This window comes from Pseudomonas trutticola BRTCR10 (assembly GCF_056155105.1).
The window spans coordinates 5,573,179-5,589,713 of sequence record NZ_CM149552.1; the positions used below are offsets into that span (position 1 = coordinate 5,573,179).

15 protein-coding genes are annotated in these 16,535 nt (G+C 60.4%); 10 read left to right on the top strand and 5 right to left on the bottom strand.

Features of this window, described 5'->3' with window-relative positions; all coding sequences use genetic code 11:
• Positions 1 to 2: 2 nt before the first annotated feature.
• Genes ACVVH8_RS25280 through ACVVH8_RS25290 form a run of 3 tightly spaced genes read right to left on the bottom strand, consistent with a single transcriptional unit; the run spans position 3 to position 2,676 of the window.
• A complete protein-coding gene (locus ACVVH8_RS25280) occupies positions 3 to 767 on the bottom strand; it encodes a heme ABC transporter ATP-binding protein (RefSeq protein WP_475231232.1) in 765 nt (254 codons plus the stop codon).
• 2 nt (positions 768 to 769) lie between these two features.
• On the bottom strand, positions 770 to 1,807 hold the full coding sequence (locus ACVVH8_RS25285; RefSeq protein ID WP_475226942.1) for a FecCD family ABC transporter permease: 1,038 nt from the start codon (positions 1,805 to 1,807) through the stop codon (positions 770 to 772).
• Positions 1,804 to 2,676: a heme/hemin ABC transporter substrate-binding protein gene (locus ACVVH8_RS25290; RefSeq protein WP_475226946.1), complete on the bottom strand. Its 873-nt coding sequence runs from the start codon at positions 2,674 to 2,676 to the stop codon at positions 1,804 to 1,806. Before ACVVH8_RS25290 ends, ACVVH8_RS25285 begins: the two co-directional genes overlap by 4 nt.
• A gap of 163 nt (positions 2,677 to 2,839) precedes the next feature.
• Here ACVVH8_RS25290 and ACVVH8_RS25295 point away from each other — a divergent pair, with 163 nt between their 5' ends.
• The gene (locus tag ACVVH8_RS25295) at positions 2,840 to 3,157 is read left to right on the top strand and encodes a Rieske (2Fe-2S) protein (RefSeq protein ID WP_103306557.1); all 318 of its coding nucleotides are present in this window, start codon (positions 2,840 to 2,842) and stop codon (positions 3,155 to 3,157) included.
• On the opposite strand, the gene sfsA is transcribed toward ACVVH8_RS25295, so the two are convergent.
• Together sfsA and ACVVH8_RS25305 are read right to left on the bottom strand one after the other, a co-directional pair.
• The gene (gene sfsA / locus ACVVH8_RS25300; RefSeq protein WP_213026607.1) at positions 3,154 to 3,867 is read right to left on the bottom strand and encodes a DNA/RNA nuclease SfsA; all 714 of its coding nucleotides are present in this window, start codon (positions 3,865 to 3,867) and stop codon (positions 3,154 to 3,156) included. The two genes, ACVVH8_RS25295 and sfsA, sit on opposite strands and share 4 nt — an antisense overlap.
• Positions 3,867 to 5,039 carry a pyridoxal phosphate-dependent aminotransferase gene (locus ACVVH8_RS25305; protein WP_475226949.1) on the bottom strand — a complete coding sequence of 391 codons (1,173 nt, stop codon included), beginning with the start codon at positions 5,037 to 5,039 and terminating at the stop codon, positions 3,867 to 3,869. The genes sfsA and ACVVH8_RS25305 overlap by 1 nt, the downstream gene beginning before the upstream one ends.
• A 334-nt stretch (positions 5,040 to 5,373) precedes the next feature.
• On the opposite strand from ACVVH8_RS25305, the gene dksA reads away from it, so the two are divergent.
• The 9 genes from dksA (at position 5,374) to panC (ending at position 16,316) form a co-directional block, all read left to right on the top strand.
• On the top strand, positions 5,374 to 5,817 hold the full coding sequence (dksA, locus tag ACVVH8_RS25310; protein WP_003228250.1) for an RNA polymerase-binding protein DksA: 444 nt from the start codon (positions 5,374 to 5,376) through the stop codon (positions 5,815 to 5,817).
• 213 nt (positions 5,818 to 6,030) lie between these two features.
• Positions 6,031 to 6,927, top strand: coding sequence for a tRNA glutamyl-Q(34) synthetase GluQRS (gene gluQRS / locus ACVVH8_RS25315; RefSeq protein ID WP_475226952.1), 897 nt, complete (start codon positions 6,031 to 6,033; stop codon positions 6,925 to 6,927).
• A 77-nt stretch (positions 6,928 to 7,004) separates the two neighbouring features.
• Positions 7,005 to 7,181 carry a hypothetical protein gene (locus ACVVH8_RS25320; RefSeq protein ID WP_003176118.1) on the top strand — a complete coding sequence of 59 codons (177 nt, stop codon included), beginning with the start codon at positions 7,005 to 7,007 and terminating at the stop codon, positions 7,179 to 7,181.
• Positions 7,165 to 10,119: a sensor histidine kinase gene (locus ACVVH8_RS25325; protein ID WP_177431457.1), complete on the top strand. Its 2,955-nt coding sequence runs from the start codon at positions 7,165 to 7,167 to the stop codon at positions 10,117 to 10,119. Before ACVVH8_RS25320 ends, ACVVH8_RS25325 begins: the two co-directional genes overlap by 17 nt.
• Positions 10,120 to 10,141: 22 nt before the next feature.
• Complete coding sequence (locus ACVVH8_RS25330) at positions 10,142 to 11,578, top strand: sigma-54-dependent transcriptional regulator (RefSeq protein ID WP_103306552.1); 1,437 nt, start codon at positions 10,142 to 10,144, stop codon at positions 11,576 to 11,578.
• 734 nt (positions 11,579 to 12,312) lie between these two features.
• On the top strand, positions 12,313 to 13,713 hold the full coding sequence (locus tag ACVVH8_RS25335; protein WP_103306550.1) for a polynucleotide adenylyltransferase PcnB: 1,401 nt from the start codon (positions 12,313 to 12,315) through the stop codon (positions 13,711 to 13,713).
• Positions 13,714 to 13,716: 3 nt separating this feature from the next.
• A complete protein-coding gene (gene folK, locus ACVVH8_RS25340; protein ID WP_475226955.1) occupies positions 13,717 to 14,202 on the top strand; it encodes a 2-amino-4-hydroxy-6-hydroxymethyldihydropteridine diphosphokinase in 486 nt (161 codons plus the stop codon).
• 456 nt (positions 14,203 to 14,658) lie between these two features.
• Positions 14,659 to 15,459: a 3-methyl-2-oxobutanoate hydroxymethyltransferase gene (gene panB / locus ACVVH8_RS25345; protein WP_103306547.1), complete on the top strand. Its 801-nt coding sequence runs from the start codon at positions 14,659 to 14,661 to the stop codon at positions 15,457 to 15,459.
• Entirely contained in the window at positions 15,456 to 16,316 is an 861-nt protein-coding gene (gene panC, locus ACVVH8_RS25350) for a pantoate--beta-alanine ligase (protein WP_475226957.1), read from the top strand. Before panB ends, panC begins: the two co-directional genes overlap by 4 nt.
• Positions 16,317 to 16,535: the final 219 nt, after the last annotated feature.

Here is a 16,535-nt window from a genome sequence, read left to right on the forward strand (position 1 = left end):
ATTCAGCGGGCGATGATCAGCGGATGCCCACGCTCCGGGTGCGGCTGCACCAGCACTTCGAGACCAAACACGTCTTTAAGGGTATCCGGTCGCAGCACTTGCTGCGGCGTATCCAGTGCGACCGGTTGTCCGCCCTCAAGCAGCAACACGCGATCACAATAACGCGCCGCCAGATTCAGATCATGCAGGATCACCATCACTGCCGCCCCACGGTCGGCAAACTCGCGCACCGCCTGTAATGTGGTGTGTTGATGCAGCGGATCAAGCATCGACGTCGGCTCATCCAGCAGCAGCGTTTGCCCGACCTGCCCCGGCCAGAGTTGCGCCAACACCCGCGCCAGATGCACGCGCTGACGCTCGCCACCCGACAACGCCAGATAACTGCGTCCGCTCAAATGCCCAGCATCTGCCGCTGTCAGTGCTGCGGCAACAATCTCGTCATCGCGTACTCGACCACTCTGATAAGGCAAGCGCCCCATGCCGACCACTTCTTCAACACGAAAGGCAAAATCCAGTGTCGACACCTGCGGTAACACAGCCAATCGCTGAGCGCGCTGTGTGCCCGTCCAGTGCGCCAATGTTTCACCATTGAGCAAGACTTCACCCTCACTCGCCGCCAACTCACCACACAAGGCACCGAGCAAGGTGCTCTTACCGGCGCCGTTGGGCCCCAGCACACCGAGCACTTCGCCCGGTTCGAGTTGCAGGGTGACGCCGCTGAGCACGGCCTTGCGGCCACGCAGGATGTGCAGATTGTGCGCACGCAACATCAGGCACGCCCTCGCAGCAGCAGATAAAGGAAGAACGGCGCGCCGATAAACGCCGTGACAATACCGATCGGCAACTCCGCCGGGGCCAGCGCCAGCCGCGCCACCAGGTCGGCCAGCAACAACAGACTCGCCCCGGCCAGCACCGAGGCCGGCAGTAACACACGATGATCAGGCCCCGCGAGCAAGCGCACCAGATGCGGCACCACCAGCCCGACAAAACCGATCATCCCCGCCGCCGCCACCGCCGCGCCGACGCCCAGCGCCGTACAGAACACCAGTTCGCGCTTGAGCCGTTCGACATCAATGCCCAGATGCCCGGCCTCGGACTCACCCAACAGCAAGGCATTCAGGGCTTTCGCCCGACGCGGCAACCACAGCGCAACGCCTGCACTGATGATCAGCAAGGGCCACAGCCGCGCATAACTGGCGCCATTGAGGCTGCCGAGGTTCCAGAACGTCAGCGTGCGCAACGTTGCGTCATCCGCCAGATAGGTGAACAGGCCGACTGCCGAACTGGCCAGCGCCGTCAACGCAATCCCAGCCAGCAACATGGTCGCGACATTGGTTTGCCCGTTGCGCCGACCGAGCCGATACACCAGCGCGGTCACCCCGAGCCCGCCCAGAAATGCACACACCGACAGCAGATAAGGCCCGAACCACTCCGGCAAGCCACCGAAAAACGAGCCGCCGACAATCGCGATCGCCGCACCCAACGCGGCGCCACTGGACACCCCGACCAGCCCCGGGTCCGCCAGCGGATTACGGAAAAGCCCCTGCATCGCCACACCCGACAACGCCAACACTCCGCCAACCGCCAGCCCGAGCAGGGTTCGCGGCAAACGAATCTGCCCGAGAATCAGCTCAGCCTGCTCCAGGCCGTCCGGCGCCAGCGGCACGCCGACCAGACGCAACGCCGCGCGCAGGGTATCGAAAAACGGCAGGCTGACCGGCCCCAGCGCGAGCGACAGCCAGATCGCCAATAAACACAGGAGCGTCAGGCCGGCGAACAGGCCACGGGGCTTTACCAGTGTGGTCATTGGCCGCTCTTGGCCGGGTAAAAACCGTCAGACAGGGTTTTCAACGCCGCCGGCAATCGCGGCCCGAGCCCGCCAACCAGCAACGTCGGATCGAGCTCAAGCACACGCCCGGCCTTGGCCGCGCGACTGGAATTGAGGATCGGGTTTTCCTTGAACAACGCGGCTTTCGCCGCAGCACCTGTCAACGCCCGGTCGGCGAACACCAGCACTTCAGGATCAAGGCTGGCGAGGGACTCCACGGAGAATGGCTTGTAGCCCGTTTGTGTCGCGAGGTTATGCCCGCCCGCCTGTTGCAGCAGCCAGTCGGCGGCGGTGTCCTTGCCGGCGATCAACGGTTTTCCGCCGGCATGGCCGAGCAACAACAGCACTCCCGGCGCCTTCTGCTTGGACTGTGCTTGTGCAACCCGCGCTTTCTGCGCATCGAGTTGCTGTTGATAACGTTGCAGCAACTGCGCAGCCTGAGACTCGGCACCGAGCAATTGGCCCAGATGAGTGACATTCTTTTGCAGTGTCGGCAGATCCGGCTGAGCCGAGAACAATTCCACCTGCACCTTGGCTGCCCTCACCTGCGACAGCACCGGTGGCGGACCCATTTCTTCGGTGCCGATGATAATATCCGGGCGCAGACTGAGAATGCCCTCGGCAGAAAGACTGCGCTGATAACCGATGCTCGGCAGCGACTTCAACGATTCGGGATGCTGGCTGGTGGTGTCGACGCCCACCAGTTTCGACTCGCCGCCCAACGCACTGACCCACTCCGACAGCGCACCACCGGCACTGACCCAACGTTGCGGCAATTCAGCCGATGCGGCCTGAAGACTGACGAAAAGTCCGGCACACAGCACAGCAACGCGGGTACTCAGGCGCATAACAGCTTCCTTGAACAAGGTTTTCCCGGGCATCAGGATGACAGGCCAAGTATCCTCGGCATCTGGCAGACGCCTTTGGGCGATGGCCGCCATTTGATAATTGTTTGCATTTAATCGTCAAGCTCGGACATATCCGGACACGAGCGGACATTAGAGGATAGCCATGAAGTTTCTCTGCGCGGGTGTCGAGCTGGCCGAGGCCGGCAGCCGCGGTTTCGATATCGCCGGCAAAAAGCTGTTCGCGGTGCGCCGTAATGGCCAGGCGTATGTCTACCTGAATCGCTGCCCGCACCGGGGGGTGGGACTGGAATGGCATCCCGACCAGTTTCTCGACCCGAGCAACAGCCTGATCCAGTGCGCGACCCATGGCGCACTGTTTCTGATCGAGGACGGCGAATGTGTTGCCGGGCCCTGCGCCGGGCAATCGCTGACGGCTATTCCTTGTCGTGAGGATGCGCAGGGCCTGTGGATCGATGTTTAACCGTTGAGCAGCACGTCGAGTCGCCGGTCGATGACCATCTCTTGATGATTCAGCCGCACCCCATAAGCCAAGACCTCGACCCCATCGGCGACCGCTTCGCGTAACGCATCGGCGTAGGCCGAATCGATCTCCACCGCAGGACGCACCGCCTCAATCCCGGTGAGATTTACGCAATACAACTGCACCGCACGAATCCCGTCCCGCGCCAGATGCGCCAGCTCGCGCAAATGCTTGGCGCCGCGTTGCGTGACGGCATCGGGAAACGCCGCCACATTGGTGCCATCAAAGCCCAGGGTGACGCTTTTCACTTCTACATAAGCGGGGCCGCTCGGGTATTCGAGACGAAAATCGATGCGGCTCTTTTCCTGCCCGTACGCCACTTCGCGCTTCAACGCGGTAAACCCGTTCAGCTCGCTGATGACGCCGGCCTGCAAGGCTTCTTCGACCAGCCCGTTGGCGCGTCCGGTGTTCACACAAAACAACCGCCCCTGCGGGGTTTCGCCAATCTCCCAAGTGCCAGGTAACTTGCGTTTAGGGTCATTGGAACGACTGAACCAGACCTGCCCGCCTTCGACCTGACAATTAAGCATCGAGCCTGTGTTCGGACAGTGAATGGTCAACAATTCGCCACCAACCGTTTCGACATCGGCGAGAAAGCGCTTGTAACGACGGATCAGCCGCGCCTCTTCCAGAGGAGGATAAAAGCGCATCAGCCTTGCCAGCTCTTCAAGCCACGGGCGATCCGTTCCACCGCTTCCTGTAAGCGAGGGAGGTTTTGTGTGTAGGCAAAACGCACATGGTGGCTGGCCTGATAGCGGCCGAAATCCAGTCCCGGGGTAAACGCCACATGCTCGGTTTCAAGGAAATGGCGGCAGAGCGCGAAGGCATCGCCGCCGAACTTGCTGATATCGGCATACAAGTAAAAAGCACCTTCCGGCTCGACGGCGATGTTGAAACCCAATTCGCGCAACGCGGGCAGGAGGAAGTCCCGACGCCGACCAAATTCAGCCCGGCGCTCTTCGAGAATGGCAATGGTGGCCGGCTCGAAACAGGCCAGTGCCGCGTACTGCGCCATGCTCGGCGCGCTGATGTAGAGGTTTTGCGCCAGTTTCTCCAACTCGCTGACCGCCGCATCCGGTGCGACCAGCCAGCCCAGGCGCCAGCCGGTCATGCCGAAGTACTTGGAGAAACTGTTGAGGACGAAGGCGCTGTCATCGACTTCCAGCACGCTCGCCGCATCGGTGCCATAAGTCAGGCCGTGGTAGATCTCGTCGACGACCAGATGCCCGTGTCGCGCCTTGATGGCTGTGGATAACCCGGCCAGCTCATCGCGGGTCAGGATCGTCCCCGTCGGGTTGGCCGGCGAGGCCACCAATGCACCGACGCTGTCGTGATCCCAATGCCGCGCAACCAGGTCGGGCGTCAGTTGGTAGCGCACATCCGGGCCTACCGGCACGAGTTGCGCCGCACCTTCGACCAGACGCAGAAAGTGCCGGTTACACGGATACCCTGGATCGGCAAGCAGCCAGTGCTTGCCGGGATCGACCAGCAACGCGCTGGCCAGCAACAAGGCGCCGGAACCGCCGGGCGTGATCAGAATTCGCCGCGGATCAATGTTCAGCCCGTAACGCGACTGATAAAAACCGGAAATCGCCTCGCGCAGCTCAGGAATGCCGCGCGCGGCGGTATAACGCGTCTTGCCCGCCGTCAGCGCCGCTTGCCCTGCGCGGATGATCGGCTCGGCCGTGGTGAAGTCCGGTTCGCCAATTTCCAGATGGATAACGTCATGCCCTTCAGCCTGCAATTCATTGGCCCGCGCCAGCAGCGCCATCACATGGAACGGTTCGATCGCACGACTGCGCGCACTGTAGGGCTGAGCCATTGGATTTCCTTCGACGGGGAAAAAGAGACGATTCTACTCATCTCCCGGAACGAGCGAGAACCCACCGCGGTCACAGCCTCAAGAACGCTGGACTGTAACGATATGAGCGTACGCTCCAGGATTGACTAAAATCAGTGATTGAACAGGTCTCCCACACCGCCAGACACGGCTTGCCAAACATTTGCAAGCGCCACCCGCCGGGGGCTCGACATCCGGGAGTAGCGCAGGCCGAATTGATCTGGTAAGTTCGCCCGCTTGCAGCCGCAGGGCCGGCAGGTGTCGGTGATGGAGCAATCCTGCGCAATGGATTACAAGAGTAGAGGCGGTCCATTTCATGCCCACCCAAGCAAAGCAACAGCAGCAAGCGACGATCAGCGGCTTCGAACCTTACGTTCCGAAGGCCGGCGAAGAGTACATGGGCGCCCCCATGCGCGCGCACTTCACCAAGATCCTGAACAAGTGGAAACAGGACTTGATGCAGGAAGTCGACCGTACTGTTGATCACATGAAAGACGAAGCGGCCAACTTTCCTGACCCGGCCGACCGTGCCAGTCAGGAAGAAGAATTCGCCCTCGAGCTGCGCGCCCGCGACCGCGAGCGCAAGTTGATCAAGAAGATCGACAAGACGCTGGAGCTGATTCAGGACGAAGAATACGGCTGGTGCGAGTCCTGCGGCATCGAGATCGGCGTCAAGCGCCTCGAAGCCCGTCCGACTGCGGATCTGTGCATCGACTGCAAGACCCTGGCGGAAATCAAGGAAAAGCAGGTCGGCAAGTAATCTCGACCTGAACGAAAAACGGAGCGTGCGAACGCTCCGTTTTTGTTTCTGCCTTTTACCTGCCTACTCTGTCTTCTCTGCCTTTGTGGGAGGGGGCTTGCTCCCGAATCCGGTGTGTCATAAACACAGTTGTTGACTGATTAACCGCATTCGGGAGCAAGCCCCCTCCCACAAGGTAGTGCGCACAAGCCCTGAAAAAGTACTATCGCTCCCATGACTGCCAAAACCTCTCCCGCCTACATCGGCCGTTTCGCCCCCACGCCCAGTGGCCACTTGCACTTCGGCTCGCTGGTCGCTGCCCTCGCCTCTTACCTCGATGCGCGTTCGGTCGGCGGTCGCTGGCTGGTGCGCATGGAGGATCTCGATCCGCCGCGTGAAGAGCCCGGCGCACAAGCGGCGATTCTCACGGCGCTGGAAAGCTACGGCTTTGAATGGGATGGCGAGATGGTGCGCCAGAGCGATCGGCACGACGCCTACGCCGAAGTGCTCAACAGCCTGTTCAATCACGGTCTCGCTTACGCCTGCACTTGTTCGCGCAAGCAACTGGAGCCTTATCACGGCATTTATCCGGGACTGTGCCGCAATGCCGGGCATGACCAGCAAGACGCCGCCATCCGCCTGCGCGTGCCGGAGCTGGAATACCACTTCATCGACCGCGTGCAGGGCGAATACCGTCAGCATCTGGGCCGCGATGTCGGCGATTTCGTCATCCGTCGCCGCGACGGCCTCTACGCCTATCAATTGGCCGTGGTCCTCGACGATGCCTGGCAAGGCATCACCGATATCGTCCGTGGTGCCGATCTGCTCGACTCGACGCCGCGCCAGCTCTACCTGCAAGAACTGCTGGGCCTGCGTCAGCCACGCTATCTGCACCTGCCGCTGATCACTCAACCGGACGGCAACAAGCTCGGCAAATCCTACCGTTCGCCGCCGCTCGAAGCGGATCAAGCCACACCGTTATTGCTGCGAGCCCTGCGCGCATTGGGGCAAAACCCTGGCCCGGAGCTGGTCCATGCCACGCCGCAAGAATTGCTCACCTGGGGCAGCGCCCACTGGGATGCAGCAAAGATCCCGCGCACACTGACCCTGCCCGAAGCGCAACTGTCATGACGACACTTGCAGTCGCGCCGCCATCCGTTACCATCGCCGCACGTTTTCGGGCACGCGCATAAAAAAGAGAGGCCGGGATGTACATCTATCGCTTGGTCCTGCTTTTGGTCGTGGGGATCTATCTGTTTTCTCCCGCCATCATGGATTGGTGGATCGACGCTACGGGCGCCTGGTATCGCCCTTATCTGCTCTGGCTGATCCTGATTGTCGTGACCTTCATCCTGCAGAGCCAAAAAGATGCCGATGAGCTTTAGCCTGACCCAGATGATCCTGATCAGCGCTGCGTACCTGGCGGTGCTGTTCGGGGTCGCCTGGATCAGCGAACGGGGCATGATCCCGCGGGCGATCATTCGCCACCCACTGACCTACACCTTGTCGCTGGGGGTTTACGCCAGTGCGTGGGCGTTCTACGGCACGGTCGGCCTGGCCTATCAGTACGGCTACGGTTTTCTCTCCAGCTATCTCGGGGTGTCCGGCGCGTTTCTGCTGGCGCCGGTGTTGCTCTATCCGATCCTGAAAATCACCCGCACTTATCAACTGTCGTCGCTGGCGGATCTGTTTGCCTTCCGTTTTCGCAGCACCTGGGCCGGCGCACTGACGACGATATTCATGCTGATCGGCGTACTGCCGCTGCTGGCGTTGCAGATTCAGGCGGTGGCCGACTCCATTGGCATTCTCACCGGCGAGCCGATTCAGAGCCGCGTGGCACTGGCGTTTTGTGCGCTGATCATTCTGTTCACGATTTTCTTCGGCTCCCGGCATATCGCCACCCGCGAGAAGCACGAAGGGCTGGTGTTCGCGATTGCCTTCGAATCGGTGATCAAGCTGATCGCCCTCGGCGGCGTTGGCCTCTACGCGCTATACGGCGTATTCGATGGCCCGCAACAGCTTGAGCTGTGGCTGTTGCAAAACCAGACCGCTCTCGCCGCGCTGCACACGCCATTGCAGGAAGGCCCTTGGCGCACGTTGCTGCTGGTGTTCTTCGCCTCGGCGATCGTGATGCCGCACATGTATCACATGACGTTCACCGAGAATCTCAACCCGCGCTCACTGGTCAGCGCGAGCTGGGGCTTGCCGTTGTTCCTGCTGTTGATGAGTCTGGCGGTGCCGCTGATCCTTTGGGCCGGCCTCAAGCTTGGCGCTACCACCGACCCGGAATACTTCACTCTCGGCATCGGCATAGCCGCCAACAGCAAACCGCTGGCATTACTCGCCTACGTCGGTGGGCTGTCAGCGGCCAGCGGGCTGATCATCGTCACCACCCTGGCGCTGTCGGGCATGGCGCTCAACCACTTGGTGCTGCCGCTTTATCAGCCGCCCGCCGAAGGCAACATCTACCGCTGGCTGAAGTGGACCCGCCGCGCACTGATCGTCGCGATCATCATGGCCGGCTTCTGCTTCTACCTGATGCTCGGCGCCGGGCAGGACCTGGCCAACCTCGGCATCGTGGCCTTCGTCGCCACGTTGCAATTCTTGCCGGGCGTGTTGTCAGTGCTGTACTGGCCGACCGCCAACCGTCGCGGCTTCATTGCCGGTCTGCTGGCGGGGATTCTGGTCTGGGTGATCACCATGCTGTTGCCGCTGGTCGGCAATCTGCAGGGTTTCTACATCCCGCTGCTGAACATGATTTACGTGCTGGATGACACCAGCTGGCACATGGCGGCCATCGCGTCGCTGGCGGCCAACGTCTTGATGTTCACGCTGATCTCGCTATTCACCAACGCCAGCCCGGAAGAGGCGTCAGCAGCCGAAGCCTGCGCAGTGGATAACGTCCGTCGCCCGCAACGCCGGGAACTGCACGCCGCCTCGCCGCAGGAATTCGCCACGCAGTTGGCCAAACCGCTGGGCGCCAAGGCTGCGCAGAAAGAAGTCGAGCAGGCGCTGCGCGATCTGTATCTGCCGTTCGACGAACGTCGCCCCTATGCCCTGCGCCGTCTGCGCGACCGTATCGAAGCCAACCTTTCCGGCCTGATGGGCCCGAGTGTGGCGCAGGACATGGTCGAAACCTTCCTGCCGTACAAGGCCGGCGGTGAAAACTACGTCACCGAAGACATTCACTTCATCGAAAGCCGCCTCGAGGATTACCACTCGCGCCTGACAGGTCTGGCCGCCGAACTCGATGCCCTGCGCCGCTACCACCGCCAGACCTTGCAGGAATTGCCGATGGGCGTCTGCTCGCTGGCCAAGGATCAAGAGATCCTGATGTGGAACAAGGCTATGGAAGAGCTGACCGGGATCGCTGCGCAACGGGTGGTCGGCTCGCGCCTGAGCACCATCGGCAATCCGTGGAAAGAATTGCTGCAAGGTTTCATCAATCTGCCTGACGAACACTTGCACAAACAGCACCTGGCCCTCGACGGACAGACTCGCTGGCTGAACCTGCACAAAGCAGCGATTGATGAACCGTTGGCGCCGGGCAACAGCGGTCTGGTACTGCTGGTGGAAGATTTGACCGAAACGCAGATGCTCGAAGACAAACTGGTGCATTCCGAGCGGCTGGCCAGCATCGGTCGTCTCGCGGCCGGCGTCGCCCACGAAATCGGCAACCCGATCACCGGCATCGCCTGTCTGGCGCAGAACCTGCGCGAAGAACGCGAAGACGACGGCGAGTTGACCGAGATCAGCGGACAGATTCTTGAACAGACCAAACGCGTGTCACGCATCGTTCAGTCACTGATGAGTTTTGCCCATGCCGGCAGCCATCAGCACAGCGACGAGCCCGTTTGTCTGGCGGAAGTGGCGCAGGACGCCATCGGTCTGCTGGCCTTGAACCGGCGCAATTTCGAAGTGCAGTTCTACAACCTGTGCGACCCGGATCACTGGGTCGAAGGCGACCCGCAGCGACTCGCCCAGGTTTTGATCAATCTGCTCTCCAACGCCCGCGACGCCTCGCCGCCGCACAGTGCGGTACGGGTCAAGAGCGAAGCCGGCGAACACACGGTCGATCTGATCGTCGAGGACGAAGGCAGCGGTATTCCGAAGAACATCATGGATAGATTGTTCGAACCTTTCTTCACCACCAAGGATCCTGGCGAAGGCACCGGTCTGGGCCTTGCACTGGTCTATTCCATCGTTGAAGAGCATTATGGACAAATCACCATCGACAGCCCGGCTGATGTACAAAGCCAACGCGGCACCCGTATCCGGGTGACCTTACCGCGTCATGTCGAAGCGACGTCCGCTGTGAACTGAGACCGTCGAGAGTATCGAATCAATGCCGCACATTTTGATCGTCGAAGACGAAACAATTATCCGCTCCGCCTTGCGCCGCCTGCTGGAACGCAATCAGTACCAGGTCAGCGAAGCCGGTTCAGTGCAGGAAGCACAAGAACGCTTCACCATTCCTACGTTCGATCTGATCGTCAGCGATCTGCGCTTGCCGGGCGCCCCGGGCACCGAGCTGATCAAGCTCGGCCAAGGGACGCCGGTGCTGATCATGACCAGCTACGCCAGCCTGCGTTCGGCGGTCGACTCGATGAAGATGGGCGCGGTGGACTACATCGCCAAGCCTTTCGACCATGACGAAATGCTTCAGGCCGTCGCGCGGATCCTGCGTGATCGCCAATCGGCACCGGCTGCCGGCGAAGTGGTTGCCAGTAAACCGACCAATGGCAGCGGCAAATCCGCCGTTGACAACAGTAACGGCGAAATCGGCATCATCGGCTCCTGCCCGCCGATGCAGGATCTGTACAGCAAGATCCGCAAGGTCGCGCCAACCGATTCCAATGTATTGATTCAGGGTGAGTCCGGCACCGGTAAAGAACTGGTGGCCCGCGCCCTGCACAACCTGTCGAAGCGCGCCAAGGCACCGATGATCTCGGTGAACTGCGCGGCCATTCCGGAAAGCCTGATCGAGTCCGAACTGTTCGGTCACGAGAAAGGTGCGTTCACCGGCGCTAGCGCCGGACGTGCCGGTCTGGTCGAAGCGGCGGACGGTGGCACGCTGTTCCTCGATGAAATCGGCGAACTGCCGCTGGAGGCCCAGGCCCGTCTGCTGCGCGTATTGCAGGAAGGCGAAATTCGCCGCGTCGGTTCGGTGCAGTCGCAGAAGGTTGATGTACGCCTGATCGCGGCGACTCACCGGGATCTGAAGAGCCTGGCGAAAATCGGCCAGTTCCGTGAAGACCTTTATTACCGTCTGCACGTGATTGCGCTGAAATTGCCGGCCCTGCGCGAGCGCGGCGCCGACGTCAACGAGATCGCCAATGCCTTCCTTGCTCGTCAGAGCGCACGCATCAACCGTACCGACCTGAAGTTTGCTGCCGATGCCGAACAGGCGATTCGGCACTATTCCTGGCCGGGTAACGTGCGTGAGCTGGAAAACGCGGTCGAGCGCGCGGTGATCCTGAGCGAAAGCCCGGAAATCTCCGCCGACCTGCTGGGCATCGACATCGAGCTGAGCGATCTGGAAGATGACGAGTTCATCGGTCTGCCGCCGCAAACCGCCGGCAATGCCAGCAACAGCAGCCACGAGCCGACCGAAGACCTGTCGCTGGAAGACTACTTCCAGCACTTCGTCCTCGAACATCAGGACCACATGACCGAGACCGAACTGGCGCGCAAACTGGGCGTCAGCCGCAAATGCCTGTGGGAACGCCGTCAGCGTCTGGGCATTCCACGGCGCAAGACCGGGGTCGCCAGCGAAAGCTGAACGTTACCTGTCGAGTGTGCGGGTAACGCTTGAAGACGTGAAAAAACTGTTACCTCAGTCTTGTCACGTAACAAAAGCCGGGGTTATCGGTAACGTAACCCCGGCTTTTTTTCGCCCCTCGAAAACGGTTATATCGACCTAACCCCTTGTTTTATTGGGTTTCGCAAAAGTTGGCACGGCACCTGCTATATGTTTAGTACAAGAACAATAACAAGCAATGCACAAGACAATAAAAATAAGACGAATCGACTCACGCACAATAAAAACAAGACGGCGAGAGGCGCAGCTAACTGATTCTTTTGGAGAGGCGTTGTATTTGGGGCTTGCCCCACGACCAGGCCGAGAACAACAAAAACTGTCCTAAGACAGAGCCTGTACTGGTTGGATCGAGAGATCACTGCAATTCAGCGACCAAAGCAATCCGTTTGCTCTTGGCTCCCGATTGGGAGGGTCATGAAGCGAAAGCCTCATGACGAGGGCACTCAACAAAAACAAGAAGCCCGAATCAATAATAAAAAGAGCACGCAACTACTTCTTGGGGAGCTTCGGCTCCCCTTGTAGTTTCTCCTCCGCAGCAAAATCCCCCATTTTTATCGCGCGCGATGCCTGTAGCCTGCGGCTTGCAGCTCAAATCGGCCGTGTCCTACACCATCCCCCGACTAAATGCTAGAATCTGCGCCCATCATGCGGTCATTCTTTGGTATGGCCGAACATTCCTTCAAACAGTGCATCCCATGCTGAAGAAGCTGTTCCAGTCATTCCGAACTCCCGTGCGTCGTACGCAACACATCCGCAGCACCCCTGAAGTGCTCAACAGCGGCCAACATTCGCTGCAGAAAACGCAATTCAGCCGCTACGCGGTGAATATCGTCGAACGCCTGCAAGGTGCCGGTTACCAGGCTTATCTGGTCGGCGGTTGCGTGCGTGACATGCTCCTGGGCATCACGCCCAAAGATTTCGACGTCGCCACCAGCGCCACCCCCGAGCAGGTCCGTGCCGAATTCCGCAATGCGCGGATCATCGGTCGCCGCTTCAAACTGGTGCACATCCATTTCGGTCGCGAAATCATCGAAGTCGCGACCTTCCGCGCCAATCACCCAGTCAACGAAGACGACGAAGACAGCAACCAGTCTTCGCGTAACGAGAGCGGGCGGATTCTGCGCGACAACGTTTACGGCACCCTGGAAGAAGACGCGCAACGCCGCGACTTCACCATCAACGCCTTGTATTACGATCCGGTCAGCGAGCGCATTCTCGACTACGCCAACGGCGTGCACGACATCCGCAATCATTTGATCCGCCTGATCGGCGATCCCAAGCAACGCTATCAGGAAGACCCGGTACGCATGCTGCGGGCCGTGCGTTTCGCTGCCAAGCTCAACTTCGGCATCGAAAAACACACCGTGCAGCCAATTCGCGAACTGGCGCCGATGCTGCGCGAGATCCCGTCAGCACGCCTGTTCGAAGAAGTGCTGAAACTGTTCCTCTCCGGACACGGCGCAATCACTTTCGAGATGCTGGTCGATCTGCAACTGTTCGCCCCGTTGTTCCCGGCCAGTGCCGACGCACTGGAACACAACCCGGAGTACACCCACACGCTGATCAGCGAAGCGCTGACCAACACCGACCTGCGCATCAAGCAGAACAAACCGGTGACCCCGGCGTTCCTGTTTGCCGCCTTGCTGTGGCCTGCCCTGCCGGCCCGGGTGTTGCGTCTGCAAGAACGTGGCATGCCGCCGATTCCGGCCATGCAGGAAGCAGCGCACGAACTGATCGCCGAACAGTGCCAGCGCATCGCGATTCCAAAACGCTTCACCATGCCGATCCGCGAAATCTGGGACATGCAGGAACGCCTGCCACGCCGCAGCGGCAAACGCGCCGACCTGTTGCTGGACAATCCGCGTTTCCGCGCCGGTTACGACTTCCTGCTGTTGCGTGAAAGCGCCGGCGAGCAGACCGATGGTCTGGGCGAATGGTGGACGGATTATCAGGACGGCAACGACAGCGAACGCCGCGACATGATCCGCGACCTCAGCGGCAAAGGTGATGATGCCAGTGGCGCGCCACGCAAGCGTCGACGCAGCAGCGGTTCCAAGCGCAAACGCGCCGGTGCACCGAGCGCTACGGGCGAGTAAGGCATGGAACGCATCTACATCGGCATGGGCAGCAACCTCGCTGACCCGGCCGAACAATTGCGCAGCGCGCTCGACGCGCTGGAGCAATTGCCGCAGACCACCCTCGCCGGCGTTTCCGCCTTTTATCAAAGCGACTCGTTGCTGCAGGGCCAGCCGCGTTATACCAACGCCGTTGCAGCGCTCGACAGCGATCTTGCGCCGCTGGATCTGCTCGATGCCTTGCAAGCCATCGAGAATGATCAAGGCCGCGAGCGCCTGGAGCGCTGGGGCCCGCGCACACTGGATCTGGACATTCTGCTGTTCGGTGATCGATTGATCGATGAGCCGCGACTGAAAGTCCCGCACTATCAGATTCAGGAACGCGCCTTCGTGCTCTATCCCCTTGCCGAACTGGCGCCGCAAGATCTGCGTCTTGCCGATGGCCGGACCCTCACCGATCTGCTGGCAGCCTGCCCGTTCGTCGGCCTCGAACGCCTGCCCCACGCCTGACACCCATTTCCCTTGGGTGCAGGATTTTGTGGCGAGGGGATTTATCTCCGATCGGCTGCGTAGCAGTCGCAAAACCGGCAAATGCGGTCTGACTGATTAATGCGCACTACCATTTTGGGGCCGCTTCGCAGCCCTTCGGGGATAAACCCCCTTCCCACAAAAGCGGTGTTCCATATCCAGGATTTTGTCGGACAAAAAGCCTTGAATCAGGCCCGCCGCGCCGCTGAATCGCATCAGTAACGCCGGTAACACTCCCTGCGTAACATTGCGGTAACACACGCAATTGACTTCCTGTTGGCTCATCACGACTATAGGCGTCCCGCTGCCGCCAACCCGGCACATACGGGCGCAATCCAGGCCTTATAAGCACGACAAAAGAGCGTGCGCCTGAATAGATGACGAATCACGCGCGTTACTCGCAGTAGTTTCCAAAGCGCCTGAACGAGGATTTTTTACATGCCAGCCATCACCCTGACCACGCTCCAGAGCCTCAAGCAGAAAGGTGAAAAGATCACCATGCTGACCTGCTATGACGCGACCTTCGCCCACGCCTGCAACGAGGCCGGTGTCGAAGTGCTGCTGGTGGGCGACTCCCTCGGCATGGTCCTGCAAGGTCACGACAGTACTTTGCCGGTGACCACCGCAGAAACGGCCTACCACGTCGCCTGCGTCAAACGTGGCAACAGCGACGCCCTGATCCTCGCCGATCTGCCGTTCATGGCCAATGCCACCCTTGAACAAACCATGACCAACAGCGCCATGCTGATGCAGGCCGGCGCGCACATGATCAAGGTTGAAGGCGCGTTGTGGCTGGCCGAGTCGATCCGTCTGCTCGCCGAACGCGGTATCCCGGTCTGCGCGCACATGGGCCTGACCCCGCAAGCAGTGAACATTCTAGGTGGCTATAAAGTGCAGGGCCGCAACGAAAACCAGGCGCGGCAGATGCGTGCTGACGCGATTTCGCTGGAGCAGGCTGGCGCGGCAATGCTGCTGCTCGAATGCGTGCCGAGTGAACTGGCCGCTGAAATCAGTCAGGCCGTGAAAATCCCGGTCATCGGTATCGGCGCCGGCAACGCCACCGACGGTCAAGTCCTGGTACTGCACGACATGCTCGGCCTGTCGATCACCGGCCGCGTGCCGAAGTTCGTGAAGAACTTCATGAATGGCCAGGACAGCATCCAGTCCGCGCTGAAGGCATACGTCAGCGAAGTCAAAGCCACCACGTTCCCAGGCATCGAACACGGATTCTCTGCATGAACACCGTCAAAACCGTACGCGAACTGCGCGCCGCCGTAGCCCGCGCCCGTAGCGAAGGCAAGCGCATCGGCTTCGTGCCGACCATGGGCAACCTGCACAGCGGCCATGTCGCGCTGATCACCAAAGCCTCGCAACGCGTGGACTTCGTGGTGGCGAGCATTTTCGTCAACCCGCTGCAATTCGGTGCCGGCGAAGACCTCGACAAATACCCGCGCACCCTTGCAGCGGATCAGGAAAAACTGCTGGAAGCCGGTTGCGACCTGTTGTTCGCGCCGACAGTTGAAGAGATGTATCCCGACGGCATGACCGGGCAGACCCGGGTCAGCGTGCCGCAACTCTCCGAAGGTCTGTGCGGCGCCAGTCGTCCGGGACACTTTGAAGGTGTTGCGACGGTGGTCAGCAAACTGTTCAACATGGTTCAGCCGGATCTGGCGATTTTCGGCCAGAAGGACTTCCAGCAACTGGCCGTGATCCGCGCTCTGGTGCATGACCTGAATATGCCGATCCAGATCATCGGCGAGCCGACCGTGCGTGCCGCCGATGGCCTCGCGCTGTCGTCGCGTAACGGCTTCCTCAGCGAAGAACAACGTGCCGTGGCGCCTGTGGTTTACCGCAGCCTGAACGCGATTGCCGAGTCGATCAAACACGGTGAACGCGATTTCCCGGCGTTGATCAGTGCACAGTTGCAAGCGCTGGAAGCCGCGGGCCTGCGTCCGGACTATCTGGAAATTCGCCATGCGCTGACCTTGCGGCCGGCGGTGGCTGAAGATCGTGATCTGGTGATTCTGGTGGCAGCGTTCCTGGGCACCACGCGGTTGATCGATAACCTGCACCTGAATCTCGATACCCCGGCTTAAACAACACCGCAATACCCTTGTGGGAGGGGGCTTGCTCCCGAATGCGGTGTGTCATTCAACATTGTTGTTGAATGACACACCGCATTCGGGAGCAAGCCNGAATGCGGTGTGTCATTCAACATTGTTGTTGAATGACACACCGCATTCGGGAGCAAGCCCCCTCCCACATTGGTTTTATGTGCGCATGTAGACCATATTGCCGCCCTCAAAGCCTTCGGG